Annotated in this window: 17 protein-coding genes; 8 read left to right on the top strand and 9 right to left on the bottom strand. The window is 75.0% G+C overall.

Annotation, left to right across the window (positions count from 1 at the left end; translation table 11 throughout):
• Window positions 1-95: 95 nt before the first annotated feature.
• Window positions 96-2,513: an endopeptidase La gene (gene lon, locus NT8_RS20270; RefSeq protein WP_067971994.1), complete on the bottom strand. Its 2,418-nt coding sequence runs from the start codon at window positions 2,511-2,513 to the stop codon at window positions 96-98.
• 227 nt (window positions 2,514-2,740) lie between these two features.
• On the opposite strand from lon, the gene NT8_RS20275 reads away from it, so the two are divergent.
• The 3 genes from NT8_RS20275 to NT8_RS20285 are packed head-to-tail and all read left to right on the top strand — an operon-like array spanning window position 2,741 to window position 6,053.
• On the top strand, window positions 2,741-4,081 hold the full coding sequence (locus NT8_RS20275; protein WP_067971995.1) for an ABC transporter substrate-binding protein: 1,341 nt from the start codon (window positions 2,741-2,743) through the stop codon (window positions 4,079-4,081).
• Window positions 4,081-5,061: a carbohydrate ABC transporter permease gene (locus NT8_RS20280; protein WP_067972021.1), complete on the top strand. Its 981-nt coding sequence runs from the start codon at window positions 4,081-4,083 to the stop codon at window positions 5,059-5,061. The genes NT8_RS20275 and NT8_RS20280 overlap by 1 nt, the downstream gene beginning before the upstream one ends.
• A gap of 35 nt (window positions 5,062-5,096) precedes the next feature.
• Window positions 5,097-6,053: a carbohydrate ABC transporter permease gene (locus NT8_RS20285; protein ID WP_067972023.1), complete on the top strand. Its 957-nt coding sequence runs from the start codon at window positions 5,097-5,099 to the stop codon at window positions 6,051-6,053.
• Between the two features lie 21 nt (window positions 6,054-6,074).
• Here the strand turns inward: NT8_RS20285 and NT8_RS20290 are convergent, their stop codons facing one another.
• On the bottom strand, window positions 6,075-6,728 hold the full coding sequence (locus NT8_RS20290) for a response regulator (RefSeq protein WP_084469128.1): 654 nt from the start codon (window positions 6,726-6,728) through the stop codon (window positions 6,075-6,077).
• The gene (locus NT8_RS20295) at window positions 6,725-7,918 is read right to left on the bottom strand and encodes a sensor histidine kinase (RefSeq protein ID WP_067971999.1); all 1,194 of its coding nucleotides are present in this window, start codon (window positions 7,916-7,918) and stop codon (window positions 6,725-6,727) included. The genes NT8_RS20290 and NT8_RS20295 overlap by 4 nt, the downstream gene beginning before the upstream one ends.
• Before the next feature lie 134 nt (window positions 7,919-8,052).
• Here NT8_RS20295 and NT8_RS20300 point away from each other — a divergent pair, with 134 nt between their 5' ends.
• Window positions 8,053-8,403 (top strand): SHOCT domain-containing protein, encoded by a 351-nt coding sequence (locus tag NT8_RS20300; protein WP_067972002.1) that lies wholly within the window; start codon window positions 8,053-8,055, stop codon window positions 8,401-8,403.
• Entirely contained in the window at window positions 8,400-8,948 is a 549-nt protein-coding gene (locus tag NT8_RS20305) for a hypothetical protein (protein WP_084469129.1), read from the top strand. Before NT8_RS20300 ends, NT8_RS20305 begins: the two co-directional genes overlap by 4 nt.
• A 37-nt stretch (window positions 8,949-8,985) precedes the next feature.
• Here NT8_RS20305 and NT8_RS20310 read toward each other — a convergent pair whose 3' ends face one another.
• The 5 genes from NT8_RS20310 to NT8_RS20330 form a co-directional block, all read right to left on the bottom strand.
• The gene (locus tag NT8_RS20310; RefSeq protein WP_067972006.1) at window positions 8,986-9,864 is read right to left on the bottom strand and encodes a fructosamine kinase family protein; all 879 of its coding nucleotides are present in this window, start codon (window positions 9,862-9,864) and stop codon (window positions 8,986-8,988) included.
• Between the two features lie 12 nt (window positions 9,865-9,876).
• Window positions 9,877-10,404, bottom strand: a complete 528-nt coding sequence (locus NT8_RS20315) for a low molecular weight protein-tyrosine-phosphatase (RefSeq protein WP_067972009.1) — start codon at window positions 10,402-10,404, stop codon at window positions 9,877-9,879.
• A gap of 70 nt (window positions 10,405-10,474) precedes the next feature.
• The gene (locus NT8_RS20320) at window positions 10,475-10,888 is read right to left on the bottom strand and encodes a response regulator (protein ID WP_067972034.1); all 414 of its coding nucleotides are present in this window, start codon (window positions 10,886-10,888) and stop codon (window positions 10,475-10,477) included.
• Between the two features lie 29 nt (window positions 10,889-10,917).
• Complete coding sequence (locus NT8_RS20325) at window positions 10,918-12,513, bottom strand: sensor histidine kinase (protein WP_394326592.1); 1,596 nt, start codon at window positions 12,511-12,513, stop codon at window positions 10,918-10,920.
• A gap of 23 nt (window positions 12,514-12,536) precedes the next feature.
• Window positions 12,537-13,775 carry a PP2C family protein-serine/threonine phosphatase gene (locus NT8_RS20330; protein WP_169805236.1) on the bottom strand — a complete coding sequence of 413 codons (1,239 nt, stop codon included), beginning with the start codon at window positions 13,773-13,775 and terminating at the stop codon, window positions 12,537-12,539.
• Window positions 13,776-14,215: 440 nt separating this feature from the next.
• Here NT8_RS20330 and NT8_RS20335 point away from each other — a divergent pair, with 440 nt between their 5' ends.
• Together NT8_RS20335 and NT8_RS20340 are read left to right on the top strand one after the other, a co-directional pair.
• A complete protein-coding gene (locus NT8_RS20335; RefSeq protein ID WP_067972015.1) occupies window positions 14,216-14,839 on the top strand; it encodes a TetR/AcrR family transcriptional regulator in 624 nt (207 codons plus the stop codon).
• Window positions 14,840-14,955: 116 nt separating this feature from the next.
• A complete protein-coding gene (locus NT8_RS20340) occupies window positions 14,956-15,147 on the top strand; it encodes a hypothetical protein (RefSeq protein ID WP_067972018.1) in 192 nt (63 codons plus the stop codon).
• Window positions 15,148-15,159: 12 nt separating this feature from the next.
• Here the strand turns inward: NT8_RS20340 and NT8_RS20345 are convergent, their stop codons facing one another.
• Window positions 15,160-16,077, bottom strand: coding sequence for a 3'-5' exonuclease (locus tag NT8_RS20345; protein WP_067972037.1), 918 nt, complete (start codon window positions 16,075-16,077; stop codon window positions 15,160-15,162).
• Between the two features lie 157 nt (window positions 16,078-16,234).
• On the opposite strand from NT8_RS20345, the gene NT8_RS20350 reads away from it, so the two are divergent.
• Window positions 16,235-17,205: asparaginase (locus tag NT8_RS20350; RefSeq protein ID WP_084469131.1), on the top strand; the 971-nt coding region annotated here is incomplete at its 3' end.

Raw genomic sequence — 17,205 nt, forward strand, 5'->3', positions numbered from 1 at the left:
GTCCGTCGGCGCGCGGCGGCCCCGGCACACGCGCGGGGCCGCCGGCTCCCCCGAACCGGCGGCCCCGCGCTCCTGGGTGGTCCTTGCGCCGCCCCTCAGGCGGCGACCGGGCGGGCCTCCTCGGACGCCGCGGCGGACTCCAGCGCCAGCTCCAGCACCTCGCGGACGTCGCTGACGGGGTGGACGGTGAGCTGGGCGAGCACGTCCTCGGGGACGTCGTCGAGGTCGGGCTCGTTGCGCGACGGGATGAGGACCGTGGTGATCCCCGCCCGGTGCGCCGCGAGCAGCTTCTGCTTGACCCCGCCGATGGGCAGCACCCGGCCGGTCAGCGAGACCTCACCGGTCATCGCGACGTCGGCGCGGGCCGACCGCCCCGACAGCAGCGACGCCAGGGCCGTGGTCATGGTGACGCCGGCGCTGGGGCCGTCCTTGGGGATGGCGCCCGCGGGGACGTGGATGTGCACGCCCCGCTCCTTGAGGTCGCCCACCGGCAGCTCCAGTTCGGCGCCGCGCGACCGCAGGTAGGAGAGCGCGATCTGCGCGGACTCCTTCATGACGTCGCCGAGCTGGCCGGTGAGGGTCAGCCCGCCCGCCCCGGACTCGGGGTCGGCCAGGGACGCCTCCACGAACAGCACGTCGCCGCCCGCCCCGGTCACCGCCAGGCCGGTGGCCACCCCCGGCACGGCCGTGCGCTCCGCGGTCTCCGGGGTGTGCTTGGGCCGACCGATGAAGCCCGCCAGGTCGCCGGCGCCCACCTCGGCCGGCAGCTCCCGCTCGCCGAGGGCGGACCCCGCGGCGATCTTGCGGAGCACCCGGGCGATGGTCCGCTCCAGCCCGCGCACGCCCGCCTCGCGGGTGTACTCGGCGGCGATGGTGCGCAGCGCGTCCTCGCCGAACGCGACCTCGTCCGCGTCCAGGCCGGCGCGCTCCAGCTGGCGCGGCAGCAGGTGGTCGCGGGCGATGACGACCTTCTCGTCCTCGGTGTAGCCGTCGAGCTGGACGAGTTCCATACGGTCCAGCAGCGGGCCGGGGATGGTCTCCAGCGCGTTGGCGGTGGCGAGGAAGACCACGTCCGACAGGTCGAGGTCGACCTCCAGGTAGTGGTCGCGGAAGGTGTGGTTCTGCGCCGGGTCGAGGACCTCCAGCAGCGCCGCGGTGGGGTCGCCGCGGAAGTCGCTGCCGACCTTGTCGATCTCGTCCAGCAGCACCACCGGGTTCATCGACCCGGACTCCTTGATCGCCCGGACGATGCGGCCCGGCAGCGCGCCGACGTAGGTGCGCCGGTGGCCGCGGATCTCGGCCTCGTCGCGGACGCCGCCGAGCGCCACCCGGGTGAAGCTGCGGCCCATGGCGCGGGCCACGGACTCGCCCAGGGAGGTCTTGCCCACCCCGGGCGGGCCGACGAGGGCGAGCACGGCGCCGCTGCGCCGGCCGCCGACGACGCCGAGGCCCTTCTCGGCGCGGCGCCGGCGGACCGCCAGGTACTCGACGATGCGCTCCTTGACGTCGTCGAGCCCCGCGTGGTCGGCGTCGAGCACGCCGCGCGCCCCCGCGATGTCGTAGGCGTCCTCGGTGCGCTCGTTCCACGGCATGGCGAGGACGGTGTCGAGCCAGGTGCGGATCCAGCCGGACTCCGGGGAGGAGTCGCCGGCCCGCTCCAGCTTGTCGACCTCGGCGAGCGCGGCCGTGCGGACGTGCTCGGGCAGGTCGGCGGCCTCGACCCGGGCGCGGTAGTCGTCCTCCTCGCTGCCGGGCCGGCCGTCGAGCTCGTTCAGCTCCTTGCGGATGGCCTCCATCTGGCGGCGGAGCAGGAACTCGCGCTGCTGCTTCTCGACGCCCTCCTGGACGTCCTGGTCGATGGTCTCGGCGACGTCGAGTTCGGCGAGGTACTCGCGGGTCCACTCGGTGAGCAGGCGCAGCCGCTCGGTCACGTCGAGGCTCTCCAGCAGCCGGAGCTTCTGGCTGGTCTTGAGGAAGGGGGAGTAGCCGCCGCGGTCGGCCAGCCGCCCGGGGTCGTCGAGCTGCTGGATGCCGTCGAGGATCTGCCACGCCCCGCGCTTCTGCAGGTAGGTGGTGAGCAGGGTCTTGTACTCGCGCGCCTGCTCCTGCACGCGGCCGGGGTACCCGCCCTCGGGGGCCTCCTCGGTGAAGACCTCGGCCGAGACCCACAGTGCGGCGCCGGGGCCCGTGGTGCCGCTGCCGACGCGGGCGCGGGAGACGCCGCGCAGCACCGCGGCGGGTTCGCCGTCGGGGGTGCGGCCGACCTGCTCGATGCTGGCGACGGTGCCGAACGCGGCGTAGGTGCCGTCGATGCGGGGCACGATCAGCACCCGCGGCCGCCCGGTGGAGCGGACCCCGGGGACCCGCGTCCCCCCGCCTCCGGCCTGGGCGGCGTCCACGGCGGCACGGACCTCGGAGGCGGAGATGTCGACCGGCACGACCATGCCGGGGAGCACGACGTCGTCGTCCATGGGCAGGACGGGCAGCGTCACGCTGGACTGCGCTTCGGTCATCGGACCCTCCTTCTTGAGTCACTAACACTCAATAAAGAGGAGTCCGGGTTTGTTCCCCCGAAGCTGTTCGCCGTGAGCGATCGCCGGAGTTCCCGCCACAGAGGACTTTCCTATAAGTGACAGAACCATTACTCAGGGACATGCCCCGACCGGTGGACACCGGCCGGGCGCGACACTTCTAATCGGTGCGACAGGTCTATACCAGTCCTTCGCCGGAGGTTGTGCGCATGTCACTGTCCCTGCCACCTCCGCGGCGCCGCGCCCTAGCGGCGGCCGCCCTGCCCCTGGCCCTGCTCGCCTCCGGATGCGCCTACCTGGAGGGCGGCACCAACCAGGCGGCCGACCCCGGATCCGCCGACTGCGCCCCCTTCCGCGAATGGCAGGACATCGGGGGCGAGGTCGAGATCTACGCCTCCATCCGCGACGAGGAGGGCGAGGCCACCCAGGCCGCCTGGGCCGACTTCGAGAGCTGCACCGGCATCGACATCGCCTACGAGGGCAGCGGCGAGTTCGAGGCCCAGATCCAGGTCAAGGTCGACGGCGGCAACGCCCCCGACATCGCGATCTTCCCCCAGCCCGGCCTGCTGGCCCGGTTCGTGGAGTCCGGCGACGCCCTCGCCCTGCCCGCCCCCGTCCGCGAGCGCGCCGAGGAGGGTTACAGCGAGGACTGGCTCGGCTACGTCACCCACGGCGGCGAGCTGTACGGCACGCCCTTCGGGGCCAACGTCAAGTCGATCGTCTGGTACTCCCCGCGCTTCTTCGCCGCCGAGGGCTACGAGGTTCCGGAGACCTGGGACGCCATGGTCGAGCTGAGCGACCGGATGGTGGACGACGGGTTCACCCCGTGGTGCGCCGGCATCGAGTCCGGCGAGGCCACCGGCTGGCCGGTCACCGACTGGCTGGAGAACGCCGTGCTCCGCGAGCACGGCCCCGAGGTCTACGACCAGTGGGTGGCCCACGAGATCCCGTTCGACGACCCCCGCATCGTCGACTCCCTCGACCGCGTCGGCGACATCCTGCGCAACCCGGAGTACGTGGGCGACGTGCAGTCCATCGCCACCACCTCCCAGCAGGACGCCGGCCTGCCCATCCTGGACGAGGAGTGCGGGATGTACCTGATCGGCTCCTTCTACTCCTCCAACTGGCCCGAGGGCACCGACATCTCCGAGGACGGGGACGTCTTCACCTTCAACCTGCCGGCCATCGACGAGGAGGTCGGCACCCCGGTCCTCGGCGGCGGCGAGTTCGCCGCGGCGTTCGCCGACCGCCCCGAGGTCGTCGCGGTGCAGGAGTACCTCGCCAGCGCCGACTACGCCGACCGCCGCGCCCGGGCGGGTTCGTGGTTCTCCGCGCACCGCGAACTCGACCTCGAGGCGCTGCACAACCCGCACGACCGATTCGGCGCCGAACTGCTCCGCGAGCCCGGCACCGACTTCCGGTGGGACGGCGGCGACTCCATGCCGGCCGCCGTCGGATCGGGCACGTTCTGGCGGGGCATGACCAACTGGATCAACGGCGACGGCACCGGAGAGGTGCTCGCCTACGTCGAGCAGTCGTGGCCGTCCTGATGGCCTTCGATCCGCTCAGCGAGCTGCCCAAGCTGGTCTACCTCGTCATCGCCGTCGCGGCGTTCCTGGCGGTGGTCGGCGTCCTGCTGCTCGTGGTCGACCACGGGCCGCGGTCGCGCCGCGACTGGTGGCAGGCGCTCTGCTTCCTGGGCCCGGCCGGGGCGCTGCTCCTGGCCGGGCTGGTCTACCCGGTGCTGCGCACCACCCTGCTGTCGTTCCGCGACCGGGCGGGCACCGGATGGGTCGGCTGGGAGAACTACGCGTGGATGTTCACCCAGCCGGAGATCGTGCTGGTGCTGCGCAACACGCTGCTGTGGGTGCTGTTCGCCCCGGCGCTGGCGACCGGGATCGGCCTGGTGTACGCGGTGCTGGTCGACCGCTCCCGGCACGAGGCGGTCGCCAAGTCGCTGCTGTTCATGCCCATGGCCATCTCGTTCGTCGGCGCGAGCATCATCTGGCGCTTCGTCTACACCCACCGCCCGGCCGACGAGCCGCAGATCGGCCTGCTCAACCAGCTCGTCGTGGTGTTCGGCGGCTCCCCGCGGCAGTGGCTGCTCACCGAACCGCTCAACACCCTGCTGCTGATCGTGGTCCTGGTGTGGATCCAGGCGGGCTTCGCCATGGTGGTGCAGTCGGCGGCGATCAAGGCGGTCCCCGCCGAGATCACCGAGGCCGCGCGCATCGACGGGGTCAACCCCTGGCAGATGTTCTGGCGGGTCACCCTGCCGATGATCTGGCCGACGGTGGCGGTCGTGCTCATCACCATCTCGGTGCAGACCCTCAAGGTCTTCGACATCGTCCGCACCATGACCGGCGGCCAGTTCGGCACCTCGGTCATCGCCAACGAGATGTACAACCAGGCGTTCCGCTACGGCGAACTGGGCCAGGGCTCCGCGCTCGCGGTGTTCCTGTTCGTGCTGGTCATCCCGCTGGTCCTGATCCAGATCCGCAACCTCCGGCGCACCCGGGAGGCGCAGTGAACACCTCCGAGACCTCCCTGGTCGGCCGACGGGCGATCGGCGCGGGGCGGCGCACCCGCCCGGCGGCGCGGCGCGAACCCCGCGAGACCCCGGCCGCCCGGGTCCGCCGCGGCCTGTCCGGGCGCGGGGCGACGGTCGCCGCCCTGGTGATCGCCGTCGTGTGGACGGTGCCCACGGCGGGGCTGCTGGTGTCGTCGCTGCGCCCCGAGGAGCAGATCCGCACCTCCGGGTGGTGGACGTTCTTCGCCGCGCCCGAGGTGACCCTGCGCAACTACTCCGACGTGCTGTTCGGCGGCCCCGGCTCGGGCCAGCTGGCCAGCTACTTCGTCAACTCGTTCGTGATCGCGGTGCCGACCATGGTGTTCGACGTGGTCCTGGCCGCGCTCGCCGCCTACGCGCTGGCCTGGATGCGGTTCCGCGGCCGCGACTGGATGTTCATCGGCATCTTCGCCCTGCAGATCGTGCCGCTGCAGATGTCGCTGGTGCCGCTGCTGCGGGTGTTCTCCGAGGGGGTCGCCGTCGGCGGCGCCCAGGTCCTGCCGCCCTGGGAGCTGGTCGGCGCGTTCCAGTTCACCACGGTGTGGGTGGCGCACACGATCTTCGGCCTGCCGCTGGGGATCTTCCTGCTGCACAACTTCATCGCGCAGCTGCCGCGCAGCCTGATGGAGGCCGCCCGCGTCGACGGCGCCGGGCACGGGGTGATCTTCCGGCGGATCGTGCTGCCGCTGTCCGCCCCGGCCCTGGTCTCCCTGGCGATCTTCCAGTTCCTGTGGGTCTGGAACGACCTGCTGGTGGCGCTCATCTTCGCCGGGGGCAGCGTGGAGGTGGCCCCGCTGACCGTCCGCCTCGCCGAGCTGGCCGGCACCCGCGGCGACGACTGGCACCGGCTGACCGCCGGGGCGTTCGTGTCGATCGTCGTCCCGCTCATCGTGTTCTTCTCGCTCCAGCGCTACTTCGTGCGCGGCCTGCTGGCCGGCAGCATGAAGGGCTGACCCGGGCGCACCGGCCCGCCCTCAGCGCACCAGCCCCGCCCGGTAGGCGATCACCACCAGCTGGGCGCGGTCGCGGGCGTGCAGCTTGACCATGGCCCGGCTGACGTGGGTGCGCGCGGTGGCCGGGCTGACGTACAGCCGCTCGGCGATCTCGGCGTTGGACAGGCCCTCGCCGACGAGCGCCAGCACCTCGCGCTCCCGGTCGGTCAGCCCTTTCAGCGCCGGGCGCGGCGCGTCGACCGGCGCCCGGGTGACGAAGCTGGAGATCACCCGGCGGGTCACCGACGGCGACAGCAGCGACTCCCCCGCCGCGGCCAGCCGGACCGCCCGCAGCATCTCCTCGGGGTCGCTGTCCTTGATCAGGAACCCGGACGCGCCCGCGCGCAGCGCGTCGAACACGTAGTCGTCCAGTTCGAACGTCGTCAGCATCACCACGCGGGTGCCGGACAGCGCCGGGTCGGCGGCGATCTCGCGCAGCGCCGCGATGCCGTCGAGCACCGGCATGCGCACGTCCATCAGCACCACGTCGGGGTGCTCGCGGCGCACCAGCTCGACCGCCTCGCGGCCGTCGGCGGCCTCACCCGCCGCGACGAGGTCGTCCTCGGCCTCGATGAGCACCCGCAGCCCCATGCGGACCAGCGCCTGGTCGTCGGCGACCGCCACCCGGATGGTCACCGCTCCCCCCTCGGCAGCTCGGCGCGGACGGCGAACCCGCCCTCGGGGCGCGGCCCGGCGGTGAGGCCGCCGCCGACCGCGCGGGCGCGCTCGCGCATCCCGGCGATGCCGTTGCCCTCGGGCGGCACGGCGCCCGGCCGGGCCGGTCCGTCATCGGTGACCTCCACCACGACCTCCGCGGGCCGGTACTCGATGCGCACGGCCGCCCCGGCTCCCCCGGCGTGCCGCACCACGTTGGTCAGCGCCTCCTGCACGATCCGGTAGGCGGCGTGGTCGACCGCCGCGGGCAGCGGCGCGGGCGCCCCCTCGGTGCGCACCTCGGCGGTGCGCCCGGCGGAGGCGACCCCGGCCACCAGGTCGTCCAGGCGGTCCAGGCCGGGCAGCGGCGCGCGCGGCCCCCGGCCGCCGTCGGGATCGCGGAACACCGCGAGCGTACCGCGCAGCTCCTCCAGGGCGTCCTTGCTGGTCTGCCGGATCGCCTCCAGCGACGGCTCGATCCGGTCGGGGCGCTTGTGCAGCACGTGCAGCGCCACGCCCGCCTGCATGTTGATGACCGACAGGCTGTGCCCCACGACGTCGTGCACCTCGCGGGCGATGCGCAGCCGCTCCTCGTAGGCGAACCGGTGCAGCTCCTGGCGGCGCTCGCGGCGGTCGGTCTCGCGCGCCGTGCGCACCACCACGCCCAGTGCGGCGGGCACGCTCAGCACGGCGGCGCCCACGCCCAGCACCGCGTAGAGCTGGGTGGCGGACAGCCCGAACGCCGGCCGGCCCAGCCAGAGCGCCACCACGAGCAGGGGGACCAGGCCCAGCCACGGCGTCCACGCGCGCAGTGGCAGCAGCGACGCCAGCGTGTACACCTGCACCACCACCGGGGCCAGGACCGCCGGGCCGGGCATGCCCGTGGCCGCGATGAGCACGGCGGCCGCGACGACGGTCGCGGCGTACGCGGTGCGCGGGCGCAGGCGGCGGACCATCACGCTCAGCGCGACGACGGCGACGGCCGCGTAGGCGGCGATCGGCAGCGGGTCGCCGCGGCCGGGCGGCCACGGCGGTTCGCCCATGGGCGGCCCGGGCCCCCAGCCGCCGCCGTGCTGGGCGTGCGCGAGCGCCAGCGCGACCATGCCCACGAACAGTCCCAAGGGGACGTCGAGGGCGAGGACGCGGAGATGGCCTCGGTCGGAGCGGCTCACCCTCCCGACCCTAGACGCCGCGCCCCGCGCCGCGCGTCGGTCCGCCGGCGTAGGGCGGCTGCCGCAGCGGGCGTAGCCGCACCGCCGCGCCCCGGCCGACGACGCGCGTACGGCGCACCGCCGACGCTGGTGCCATGACCACCGCACCGCTCTTCACGACCGCCGAGGGGTTCGCCGTCCTGGCGGGCCGCCACGGACCGACCTGGGGCGGCGGACCGCCGCCCTTCCCGATGATCGGAGTCGCCGTGCTCTGCCTGCTCCTGCTCCTGCTGCTCGCCGCCGCCGTCTTCGCCGCCACCCGGCGCGGGGGCCGCCCGCCCTGGGCGCACCGCCCGCCGGAGGCACCCGAGGACGGCGCCCGGCGCGTCCTCGCCGAGCGGTTCGCCCGCGGCGACATCGGGGTCGACGAGTTCCTGGAGCGCGCGAGCGTCCTCAACTGGACCCCGGGCGCCGGCCCGGGCACGGGGAAGGGACGGGGGCGGTGACCGTCCGCGCCGCCGGCCGGCCGCCGGGCGCGGGCCGCCCGGCGGCGCGGCCGCGGCGGCTGCCCCGGGGCGCGCGCGCCGCGCTGCTCAGCGCGCACGTCGTCGCGTCGGTCGGCTGGCTCGGCCTGCACGGCGGGCTGCTGACCCTGCTCGCCGCCGGGCTGGCCACCGACGACCCCGGCCGCGCGGGCGCCCTGTACACCGCCGCCGCCGTCCTGGCCCGCACCCTGGTGCTCCCGGTGAGCCTGACCGCGGTCCTCACCGGGCTGGCGCTGGCGATGGGGACCCATTGGGGCCTGCTCCGGCACACCTGGGTCGCGGTGAAGCTCGTCCTGAGCGTGCTGCTGCTGATCGGCTCCAACCTGAGCCTGGGCCCGCAGGTGCTGCTGCTCGCCGAGGGGTACGCCGGCGGCGGCGAGCCGCCCGACCTGGAGCGGGTGCGCGCCGTGGTGATGTTCTCGGTGGCGCTGTGCGTGCTGCTCGCCGCCACCCTGCTGTCGACGGTGAAGCCGTTCGGCCGGACCCCCTGGCGCCGCGCGCCCTAGGTCGTCGTGTCCATCGGCGGGCCGCGCCCGCCGGCGCTCAGCCGGGGCCGCGCAGCGCCGCGCGGGCCGCGTCGACCGTGGTGGTGCGGTAGGCCGCCCCGTACAGGCAGACGTGCACCAGCAGCGGGTGGAGCTGGTGCAGCGCCACCCGGCCGCGCCACCCCGCCCCCAGCGGGGCGACCTCGTTGTAGGCGTCGCGGACCCGGTCCAGGTGCGGCAGCCCGAACAGGGCGAGCATGGCGAGGTCGGTCTCGCGGTGCCCGCCGTGGGCGGCCGGGTCGACCAGGACCGCGCCGTCGTCCTGCCAGATGACGTTGCCGCTCCACAGGTCGCCGTGGACCCGGGCGGGGGGTTCGGGGGCGCCCGCCAGCGCGTCGACCGCGTCGACGACCTTCTCAACGATGCGCACGTCACCCGGGGTGAGGGCGCCGCGGTCGGCGGCGCGGCGCAGGAACGGCAGGAGCCGCCGCTCGGCGTAGAACTCCGCCCAGGTGTCGGCGGGGGTGTTGTCGAGCGGCAGCGGGCCGATGTAGCCGTCGCGGCCGGCGCCGAACCCCTCGGCGCCCGACAGGTGCAGGCCGGCGAGCCGGCGGCCGAACGTCTCGGCCGCCTCGGGGGTGGGCGGGCGCTCGTCCACCCAGGACAGGACGAGGGTGTCGGGGTCCCAGCCGACGACGTCGGGCACCGGGGCGCCGAACGGCCGGCCCAGCCAGGACAGCCCCAGGGCCTCGGCCCGGAACAGCCCGGGGAACCGGGCGTCGCCCTCGCCGGGCGGCAGCGCCTTGACGAACACCCGCACGCCGTCCGCCAGGTCGGCGCGGTACGCCGACCACGCGTGCCCGCCCCCGCCGACCGGCTCGACCGCCGCGACGTCGCGCCCGATGAGCCCGGTGATCCGCTCGCCCACAGCGTCCATGTCGCCGCGCCCCTACCGGGGCCCGCGCGGCCCGAGGGCGGCGGCGAGTTCGGCGGTGAGCCCCTTGGCGGCGGCCTCGACCATGTTCAGCACGGCGGTGAACCCGTCGTCGCCGCCGTAGTAGGGGTCGGGCACCTCGGCGGTGGGCCCGCCGCCGGGCGCGAAGGACCGGAACAGCCGGACGCGGTCGGCGGCGTCGGCGCGGTCCTCCGCCAGCCGGCGCAGCTCCCGCAGGTTGTCGAGGTCCATGGCCAGGATGAGGTCGCGCTCGGCGAACCAGTCGGCCTCGAAGCGGCGCGCGACGTGGTCGGTGAGGTAGCCGTGGACGCGCAGCGCCGCCGCGGCGCGCTCGTCCATGGGCGACCCGATGTGCCAGCCGCCCGTCCCGGAGCTGTCGACCCGCACCGCGTCGGCCAGGCCGGCGCGTTCGAGGTCGGACACCAGGATCTTCTCGGCCATGGGCGAGCGGCAGATGTTGCCCAGGCAGACGATGCCGATGCGGTACGGCCCGGCGGGGTCGCGGGGTTCGGGCAGGCTCATGGCCCCTACCGTAACGGAGGCGCGGCCCCGGACCGCGCCCCCGCGCACGCCCGCGCGGCGGCGCCCCGGCTCAGCCCTTGGGCAGCCGCACCACGGTCACGAAGAAGTCGTCGATCTGCCGGACGACCTGGATGAACTGGTCGAAGTCGACCGGCTTGGCCACGTAGGCGTTGGCGTGCAGCCGGTAGCTGCGCAGGATGTCCTCCTCGGCCTCGGAGGTGGTGAGGACGACGATGGGGATGTGCGACAGCGCCTCGTCGCGCTTGACCTCGGCGAGGACCTCGCGGCCGTCCTTGCGCGGCAGGTTGAGGTCGAGCAGGATCAGGTGCGGCTGCGGGGCGTCGGCGTACTCGCCCTCGCGGCGCAGGAAGCGCAGGGCCTCGACCCCGTCGCTGACCACGTGCAGGCGGTTGCCGACCTTGTGCTCCTCGAACGCCTCCTTGGTCATGAGGACGTCGCCGGGATCGTCCTCGACCAGCAGCACCTCGATGGGTTGCACCAAGTTGACCTCGCTCAATCTCTTCCGACCTTCTCGGGCTCGCCGTCCCCGGACGGCCCGGGGGTGCCGCCGGCGCCGTCCTGCGCGGCCTCGGCCTCCGTGTCGGCGGGGTCGTCCTGCCCGGCGGGCAGGGACCAGCATATGGTCGTTCCCTGGTGGTCGGTCTCGGTGTCGAGCCAGATCCTGCCGCCGTGGAACTCCACGATCTTCTTGCACATGGCGAGCCCGATGCCGGTGCCGCCGTACTTGTCGCGGGTGTGCAGGCGCTGGAAGATGACGAAGACGCGCTCCGCGTACTGGGGTTCGATGCCGATGCCGTTGTCGGCGCAGCAGAACACCCACTCGGCGCCGCTGCGCCGCGCGCTGAGGTGCACGCGGGCGGGCCGGTCGCCGCGGAACTTGACGGCGTTGCCGATGAGGTTGAAGAACACCTGCGTGAGCAGGGTGCGGTCGCCGTCGACGGTGGGCATGTCGTCGCCGGTGACGACCGCGCCGGCCTCCTCCAGCCCGGTCTCCAGGCTGCTCAGCGCGTCGCCGAGGGCGTCGTTGAGGTCGACCGGGGCGAAGTCCTTGGTGCGGCCGACCCGGGAGAACGCCAGCAGGTCGTTGATGAGCACCTGCATGCGCTTGGCGCCCTCGACCGCGAAGTCGATGTAGGAGTCGGCGCGCTCGTCCAGGCGCCCCTGGTAGCGGCGCTGGAGCAGCTGGCAGAAGCTGGCCACCTTGCGCAGCGGCTCCTGGAGGTCGTGCGAGGCGACGTAGGCGAACTGCTCCAGCTCCAGGTTGGACCGGCGCAGCTCCTCGGTCTGGCGCTCCAGCAGCTCCGACTGCTCCTGGAGCTTGCGGCGGGCGGCGCCGACCTCGTGCAGGTCCTTGACGATGCGCTCGCGCATGCCGTCGACGTCGCGGCCGACCCGTTCGAACTCGGGCGGGCCGTGCAGCGCGATCCGGTGGGCGTAGTAGCCCTCCGACACCTGCACCAGGTGGCTGCCCAGTTCGTCCAGCGGGCGCAGCACCCAGTTCTGCAGCATCACCCAGAGGAAGACGCACAGCACCACGACGACGACGCCGACGAGGATCAGCAGGGCCACGAGCCGCTGGGTGGCGACGGTCAGGCCGTCGCGGGCGTCCACGATCTCCTGCTCGATCCGCGACTCGGCGGAGGCGCCGGCCGCCCGCAGGTCGTCGAACCGCTCGCGGCCCAGCCGGAAGTCGGCGGCGCTGACCTCCTCGCCGGCGCGCACGGCGCGCAGCGTGGGGACCGCGAACTCCTCCTTCCACGCCTCGCCGGCCTCCAGCAGCCGGTTGATGTCGGCGTCCACCTCGCCGTTGTCGCCGGCGATGGCGCGCAGCTGCGGCAGGCTCTCGGCCAGCGCCTCGCTGCCCTGGTCGTAGGGCGAGAGGAAGTCGATGTCGTTGGTGAGCGCGTACCCGCGAATCCCGTTGTCCTGGTTGAGGTAGGCCGAGAGGGTCTGCTGCACGGCGTTCTGCGCGGGGGTGAGCTGGTCGACCTGCCGGTCCAGGGAGTCGCGGGCGTTGAACGCGGTGAAGGTGATGGTGGACACCGAGGTGACCAGCACCACCGCCACGGAGGTGAGCAGGACGGTCACGCGGCGCCGGAGGGACCAGCGCTTCACGCCGGGCCGCCGTGGGTCAGCAGCAGCATGGCGACGTCGTCCTGGAGCGGGCCGCCGTTGTAGCGCTCGGCCTCGTCGACCAGCCGCTCGGGCAGGTCGACGATGGAGGTGCCGCGCGCCAGCACGTCGGTCAGGACGCGGCGCAGGCCGTCGACCTCCAGGCGCCGCGGCGGGCCGCCGTCGTAGGCGTCGACCAGGCCGTCGGTGTACAGCAGCAGGGTGGCGCCGCGCGGGAAGGGGAACTCCTCGACCTCGGGCGGGCCGTCGGGGAACACGCCCAGCGGGGGCCGCGGCGACGCCGCGACCTCCTCGACCGCGCCGTCGCGGATGGCCAGGGGCGGCGGGTGGCCGAGCAGCCGGATGCGGGCGCGCTCGCTGCCGGTGTCGAGGCTGGCCTGGCACAGGGTGGCGTACATCTCGTCCTGGGCGCGCTCGCTGATGAGGATCTCCTCCAGCGCGGGCAGCACGGCGTCCTCGGCCACGCCGCCCATGACCAGCGCCCGCCAGGCGATCCGCAGGCTGACGCCGAGCGCGGCCTCGTCGGGGCCGTGGCCGCTGACGTCGCCCACGATGACGTGGGTGGTGCCGTCCTTCTGCACCGCGTCGAAGAAGTCGCCGCCGACGATCGCGCGCTTGCGCCCGGGCCGGTAGTAGGAGCGGTGGGTCAGCGGGGAGCTGTCGAGCAGCACCTGCGGGAGCAGGCCGCGCTCCAGCCGCATGTTCTCGCGGGCGTACATCTCGGCCTCGCGGAGCTGGCGGGCGTCCTCGTCGGCGCGCTGGCGCTCGACGGAGTAGCGCAGGCTGCGGGCCAGCAGCGAGCCGTCGACCTGGCCCTTGACCAGGTAGTCCTGGGCGCCCGCCGAGACCGCGGCGACGCCCTCGTGCTCGTCGTTGAGGCCGGTGAGCACCACCACGGCGGCCGAGCTGGCGGTGGTCAGGACCTCGCGCAGCAGACCCATGCCGCCGGCGTCGGGCAGGTTGAGGTCGAGCAGCACGCAGCCGCGGAAGGCCGGCAGGTGGGTCCGGGCCTCGGCGAGGGTGGTGACCCAGGTGATGCGGACGCTGAGGGCGGTGTCGGCCAGCAGCTCCTCGACGAGGAAGGCGTCCTGGTGGTCGTCCTCGATCAGCAGGACGTCGACCGCCTCGACCGGGGCGGGGTCGGCCGCGCGCGGGTCCGCGACAGCACCGAAGGCGGGGTCGGCCGGGGCCGGCCCCGCTGTGTCGGGTTCCGTCATGGTCACGGGGTCGTGTCCTGGTTCTCTGGTATCCACACATCGCCTCTGCATCGACCCGGGCCCCGGCGGCCGCCGGGCGGGAACCGCCCGGGTCGGGCGGGGTCCCTCGGTCTGTCGCGGCGGTTGAAAAGATACTGGCGGGGCGACTTCCGCCGCCAGCGGGATTGCGCGAGAGACATCCGACTCCCGGTCCGGGAACTTGCACCACGTGCGGCGCCGCGCGCCGCACCAGGCCGGATATCAGCGTACCCGCATCCCCCGCCGCCGCGCCGCCGGACACCGGCGCGACCGCCTTTGCCCGGCGGCACGGGCCTGCCCGGCGCCGCCCGCGCCCCGCCGGGCGGGGGCGCCGCCCACCGCCCCACCGGGCCGGCGCCGGAGCGGGGCGGACCGGCGCGGACCGGTGCGGCCGCCGGAAACGGGCGTGCCACCATAGGGCCATGCCGAAGATCTCCGCTCCGACGATCGCCGCCCACCGGGCGCGCACGCGCGAGCGCATCCTGGCGGCCGTGGCGGCGCTCACCCGCACCCAGGGCATCGACGAGATCTCCATGACCGACGTCGCCGCCGAGGCCGGGATCACCCGCACGGCGCTGTACAACTACTTCCCCGACAAGCCCGCGCTGCTGCTCGCCTTCACCGAGCAGGTCACCGCCGGGTTCGTCGACCGCTACCGCGGCGCGCTGCCCGCCGGCGCCCCGGCGGCCGACCGGCTCGCCGCGTTCGTCCGGTTCCAGATCGAGGGCATCGCCGAGCACCCGCACCCCGACGCCGCCGAGCTGGGCGCCAGCCTGGGCCCCGACGCCTACCAGACGCTCGCCGACCACGTCGCCCCCATGCACCGGCTGCTGGTGGACGTGCTGCGCGCGGGCGTCGCCTCGGGCGAGTTCGCCCCGATGGCCGAGGAGGCCACGGCGCGGCTGGTCATGGCGCTGATCGGCGCCCAGCGGGTGCCGCTGGTGCGCGGCGAGACCACCCCCGAGGCCGCCCGCGGCCTCGTCACCGGGTTCACCCTGCGGGCCCTGGCGGCCGGGCCGGCCGCGCCGGAGGCGGCGGAGGAATAGCGGCCGGCCCGAAACCCGGCGCGTCGGCACCGGTTTCCGGATTCGGTCCCCGAACGTCCCCGCCGGGGTGCACAATCGGCGCGTCGCCGCCCGCTCGCACCGAAGGCCGAACGCCCGTGTCCCTGCTGCTCGTCCTGGCCGGCGCCGCCCTGGTGGCCGTCGCCGCGTCCAACCGCGTCCCCCGCCTCGGCGCCCCCGGCCCGCGCCTGGTGCCGGCCCGGCTCACCGAGGCCGGGCGGGCCACGCTCACCACCGTCGGCGGCGGCGCGCTGATCGCGGCGTTCCTGCTGGCGGCGCTGTCCGGCTGAGGGCGGCGCCGGTCAGGTCCGGCCGCCGAGCAGCGCCCGCGCCGCCGACGCGGCCGCCACCACGCCCGTGAGCGCCGCCGCGGCGCCGACCGCGTCGCGCACCAGACCGCGGCGCCGGGCGGCGGCCTCGGCGGCGTGCCGCTCGGCGTCGGCGAACCTGCCGCCGCACAGGTCCGGGTCCAGCTCCAGGGGGCGCCACCGGCGCGGCCAGGCCGCCAAGGGGCGCGCCGGGGTGTCGCGCGCCGACCGCAGCGTCCCGCGGCCGGTCACGCGGGGTTTCAGCCGGCCCGGATCGGCGGGCGGCACGCGCAGCGCCGCGGGGGCCGGGCCCGTGTAGCGCAGCTCCCCCGGCGCGTTGCGCAGCAGCTCCGCCAGGAGCTGGGCGCAGGCGCGGGCGTCGCCCAGGGCCGTGTGCTGCCCGGTCGGCCAGTGCCCGTTGAGGGCGCGGCTGGCCCGGGGCAGCGAGTACCGCTCCAGGTCGACCTGCGAGCGCAGGGTCCGCAGGGTGCACAGCCCCGGCAGCGGGCCGGGCAGGCCGGCCGGGGCGAACTCGGCCGCCAGGAACCGGCCCTCGAAGTCGAGCTTGTGGCCCACCAGGACCGCGCCCGAGAACAGTTCGGCGAGCACCGGCACCAGGGCGCGGGCCGTCGGGGCGCCCACCACGTCGCTGCCGCTGATGCCGTGGTAGACCTGCCCGGTCACCGGGACGCCGGGGTCGACCAGCGTACTGAACTCGCGCAGGACCGTGCCGTCACCGCGCATCCGCACCACGGCGATCTCGCACACCCGGGCCCCCTCGGCGGGGTCGAGCCCGGTGGTCTCGACGTCGATCACCGCGTATTCGAGGCCGTGGGCGCGGCGCCCGCCGCGGTTGCGCGTCAGCGCGCCCATGCGCAGGGCGCCGTGCCCCGCCGGGCGGGGTTCCGCCATCTCGTCCACCCCCGTCGGTCGCGTCCGGCGGCCCGATCGGGCCAGGCCCGACCCTATGGCACCCGCGGGAAGAGCCGTGCCGCTCCGGGCGTTTATGCTCTCGCCGACAGCCGCACCGCACCGCCGGCCGCCGGCCGGCGGCCACCCAGGAGGTTCCATGCCCGCCGCTCCCCCGCCCGCCCACGCCCCGCTCGTCGAGGTGGTCCGCTCCGGGTTCCGCGAGGGCGTGCACTACGGGGCGGCCGTCGGCATCACCGCCGGTGGCGAGGTCGGGTACCGCCGCGGCGACGTCGACGCCCCCGTCTTCCCGCGCTCGGCGGCCAAGCCGTTCCAGGCGCTGGCGTCGCTGCGCGCGGGCGCCCCGGTCGCGGGGGCGCAGCTCGCCGTCGCGGCCGGCAGCCACAGCGGGCAGGACATCCACGTCGACGTGGTCCTGCGCACACTCGCCGCGTCCGGGCTCGGCCCCGACGACCTGCGCTGCCCCGCCGACCTGCCGCTGGACCGCCGGGTCCGCGACGACCTGCTGCGGGCCGGGGGCGCGGCCTCCCGGCCGCTGATGAACTGCTCGGGCAAGCACGCCGCCATGCTCGCCGCCTGCGTCGCGTCCGGGTGGAGCACGGCCGACTACCTCGACCCCGACCACCCCCTGCAGCGGCTCGTGCGGTCCACCATCGAGGAGCTGTGCGGCGAACCCGTCGCCCACACCGCGGTCGACGGCTGCGGCGCGCCGCAGCTGGCGGTCTCCCTGGCCGGGCTGGCCCGCGGGCTGCGCGCCCTGGTGCTCGCCCCCGCCGGCACACCCGAGGCCGCGGTGGTCGCGGCCATGCGGGACTTCCCCGAGTACGTCGCCGGCGACGGCCGCGACGACACCCGCATCATGCGCGCCCTGCCCGGCGCCGTCTCCAAGATCGGCGCCGAGGGCGTCATCGCCCTGGCGGCCCCCACGGGGGCGGCCGCGGCCGTGAAGATCAGCGACGGCGACGGCCTGTCGCGGGCGCGCACGATGGCGGGGCTCGCCGCGCTGGAGGCGCTGGGGACCGACGTCGCGCCGGTGCGCGACCTCATGTCGTCCGATGTCCTGGGCGGGGGCGCGCCGGTCGGCGTCGTCCGCCCGATCGCCGATCGGGT

Source organism: Nocardiopsis trehalosi NBRC 14201, from assembly GCF_001552555.1.
GTDB lineage: Bacteria > Actinomycetota > Actinomycetes > Streptosporangiales > Streptosporangiaceae > Nocardiopsis_B > Nocardiopsis_B trehalosi.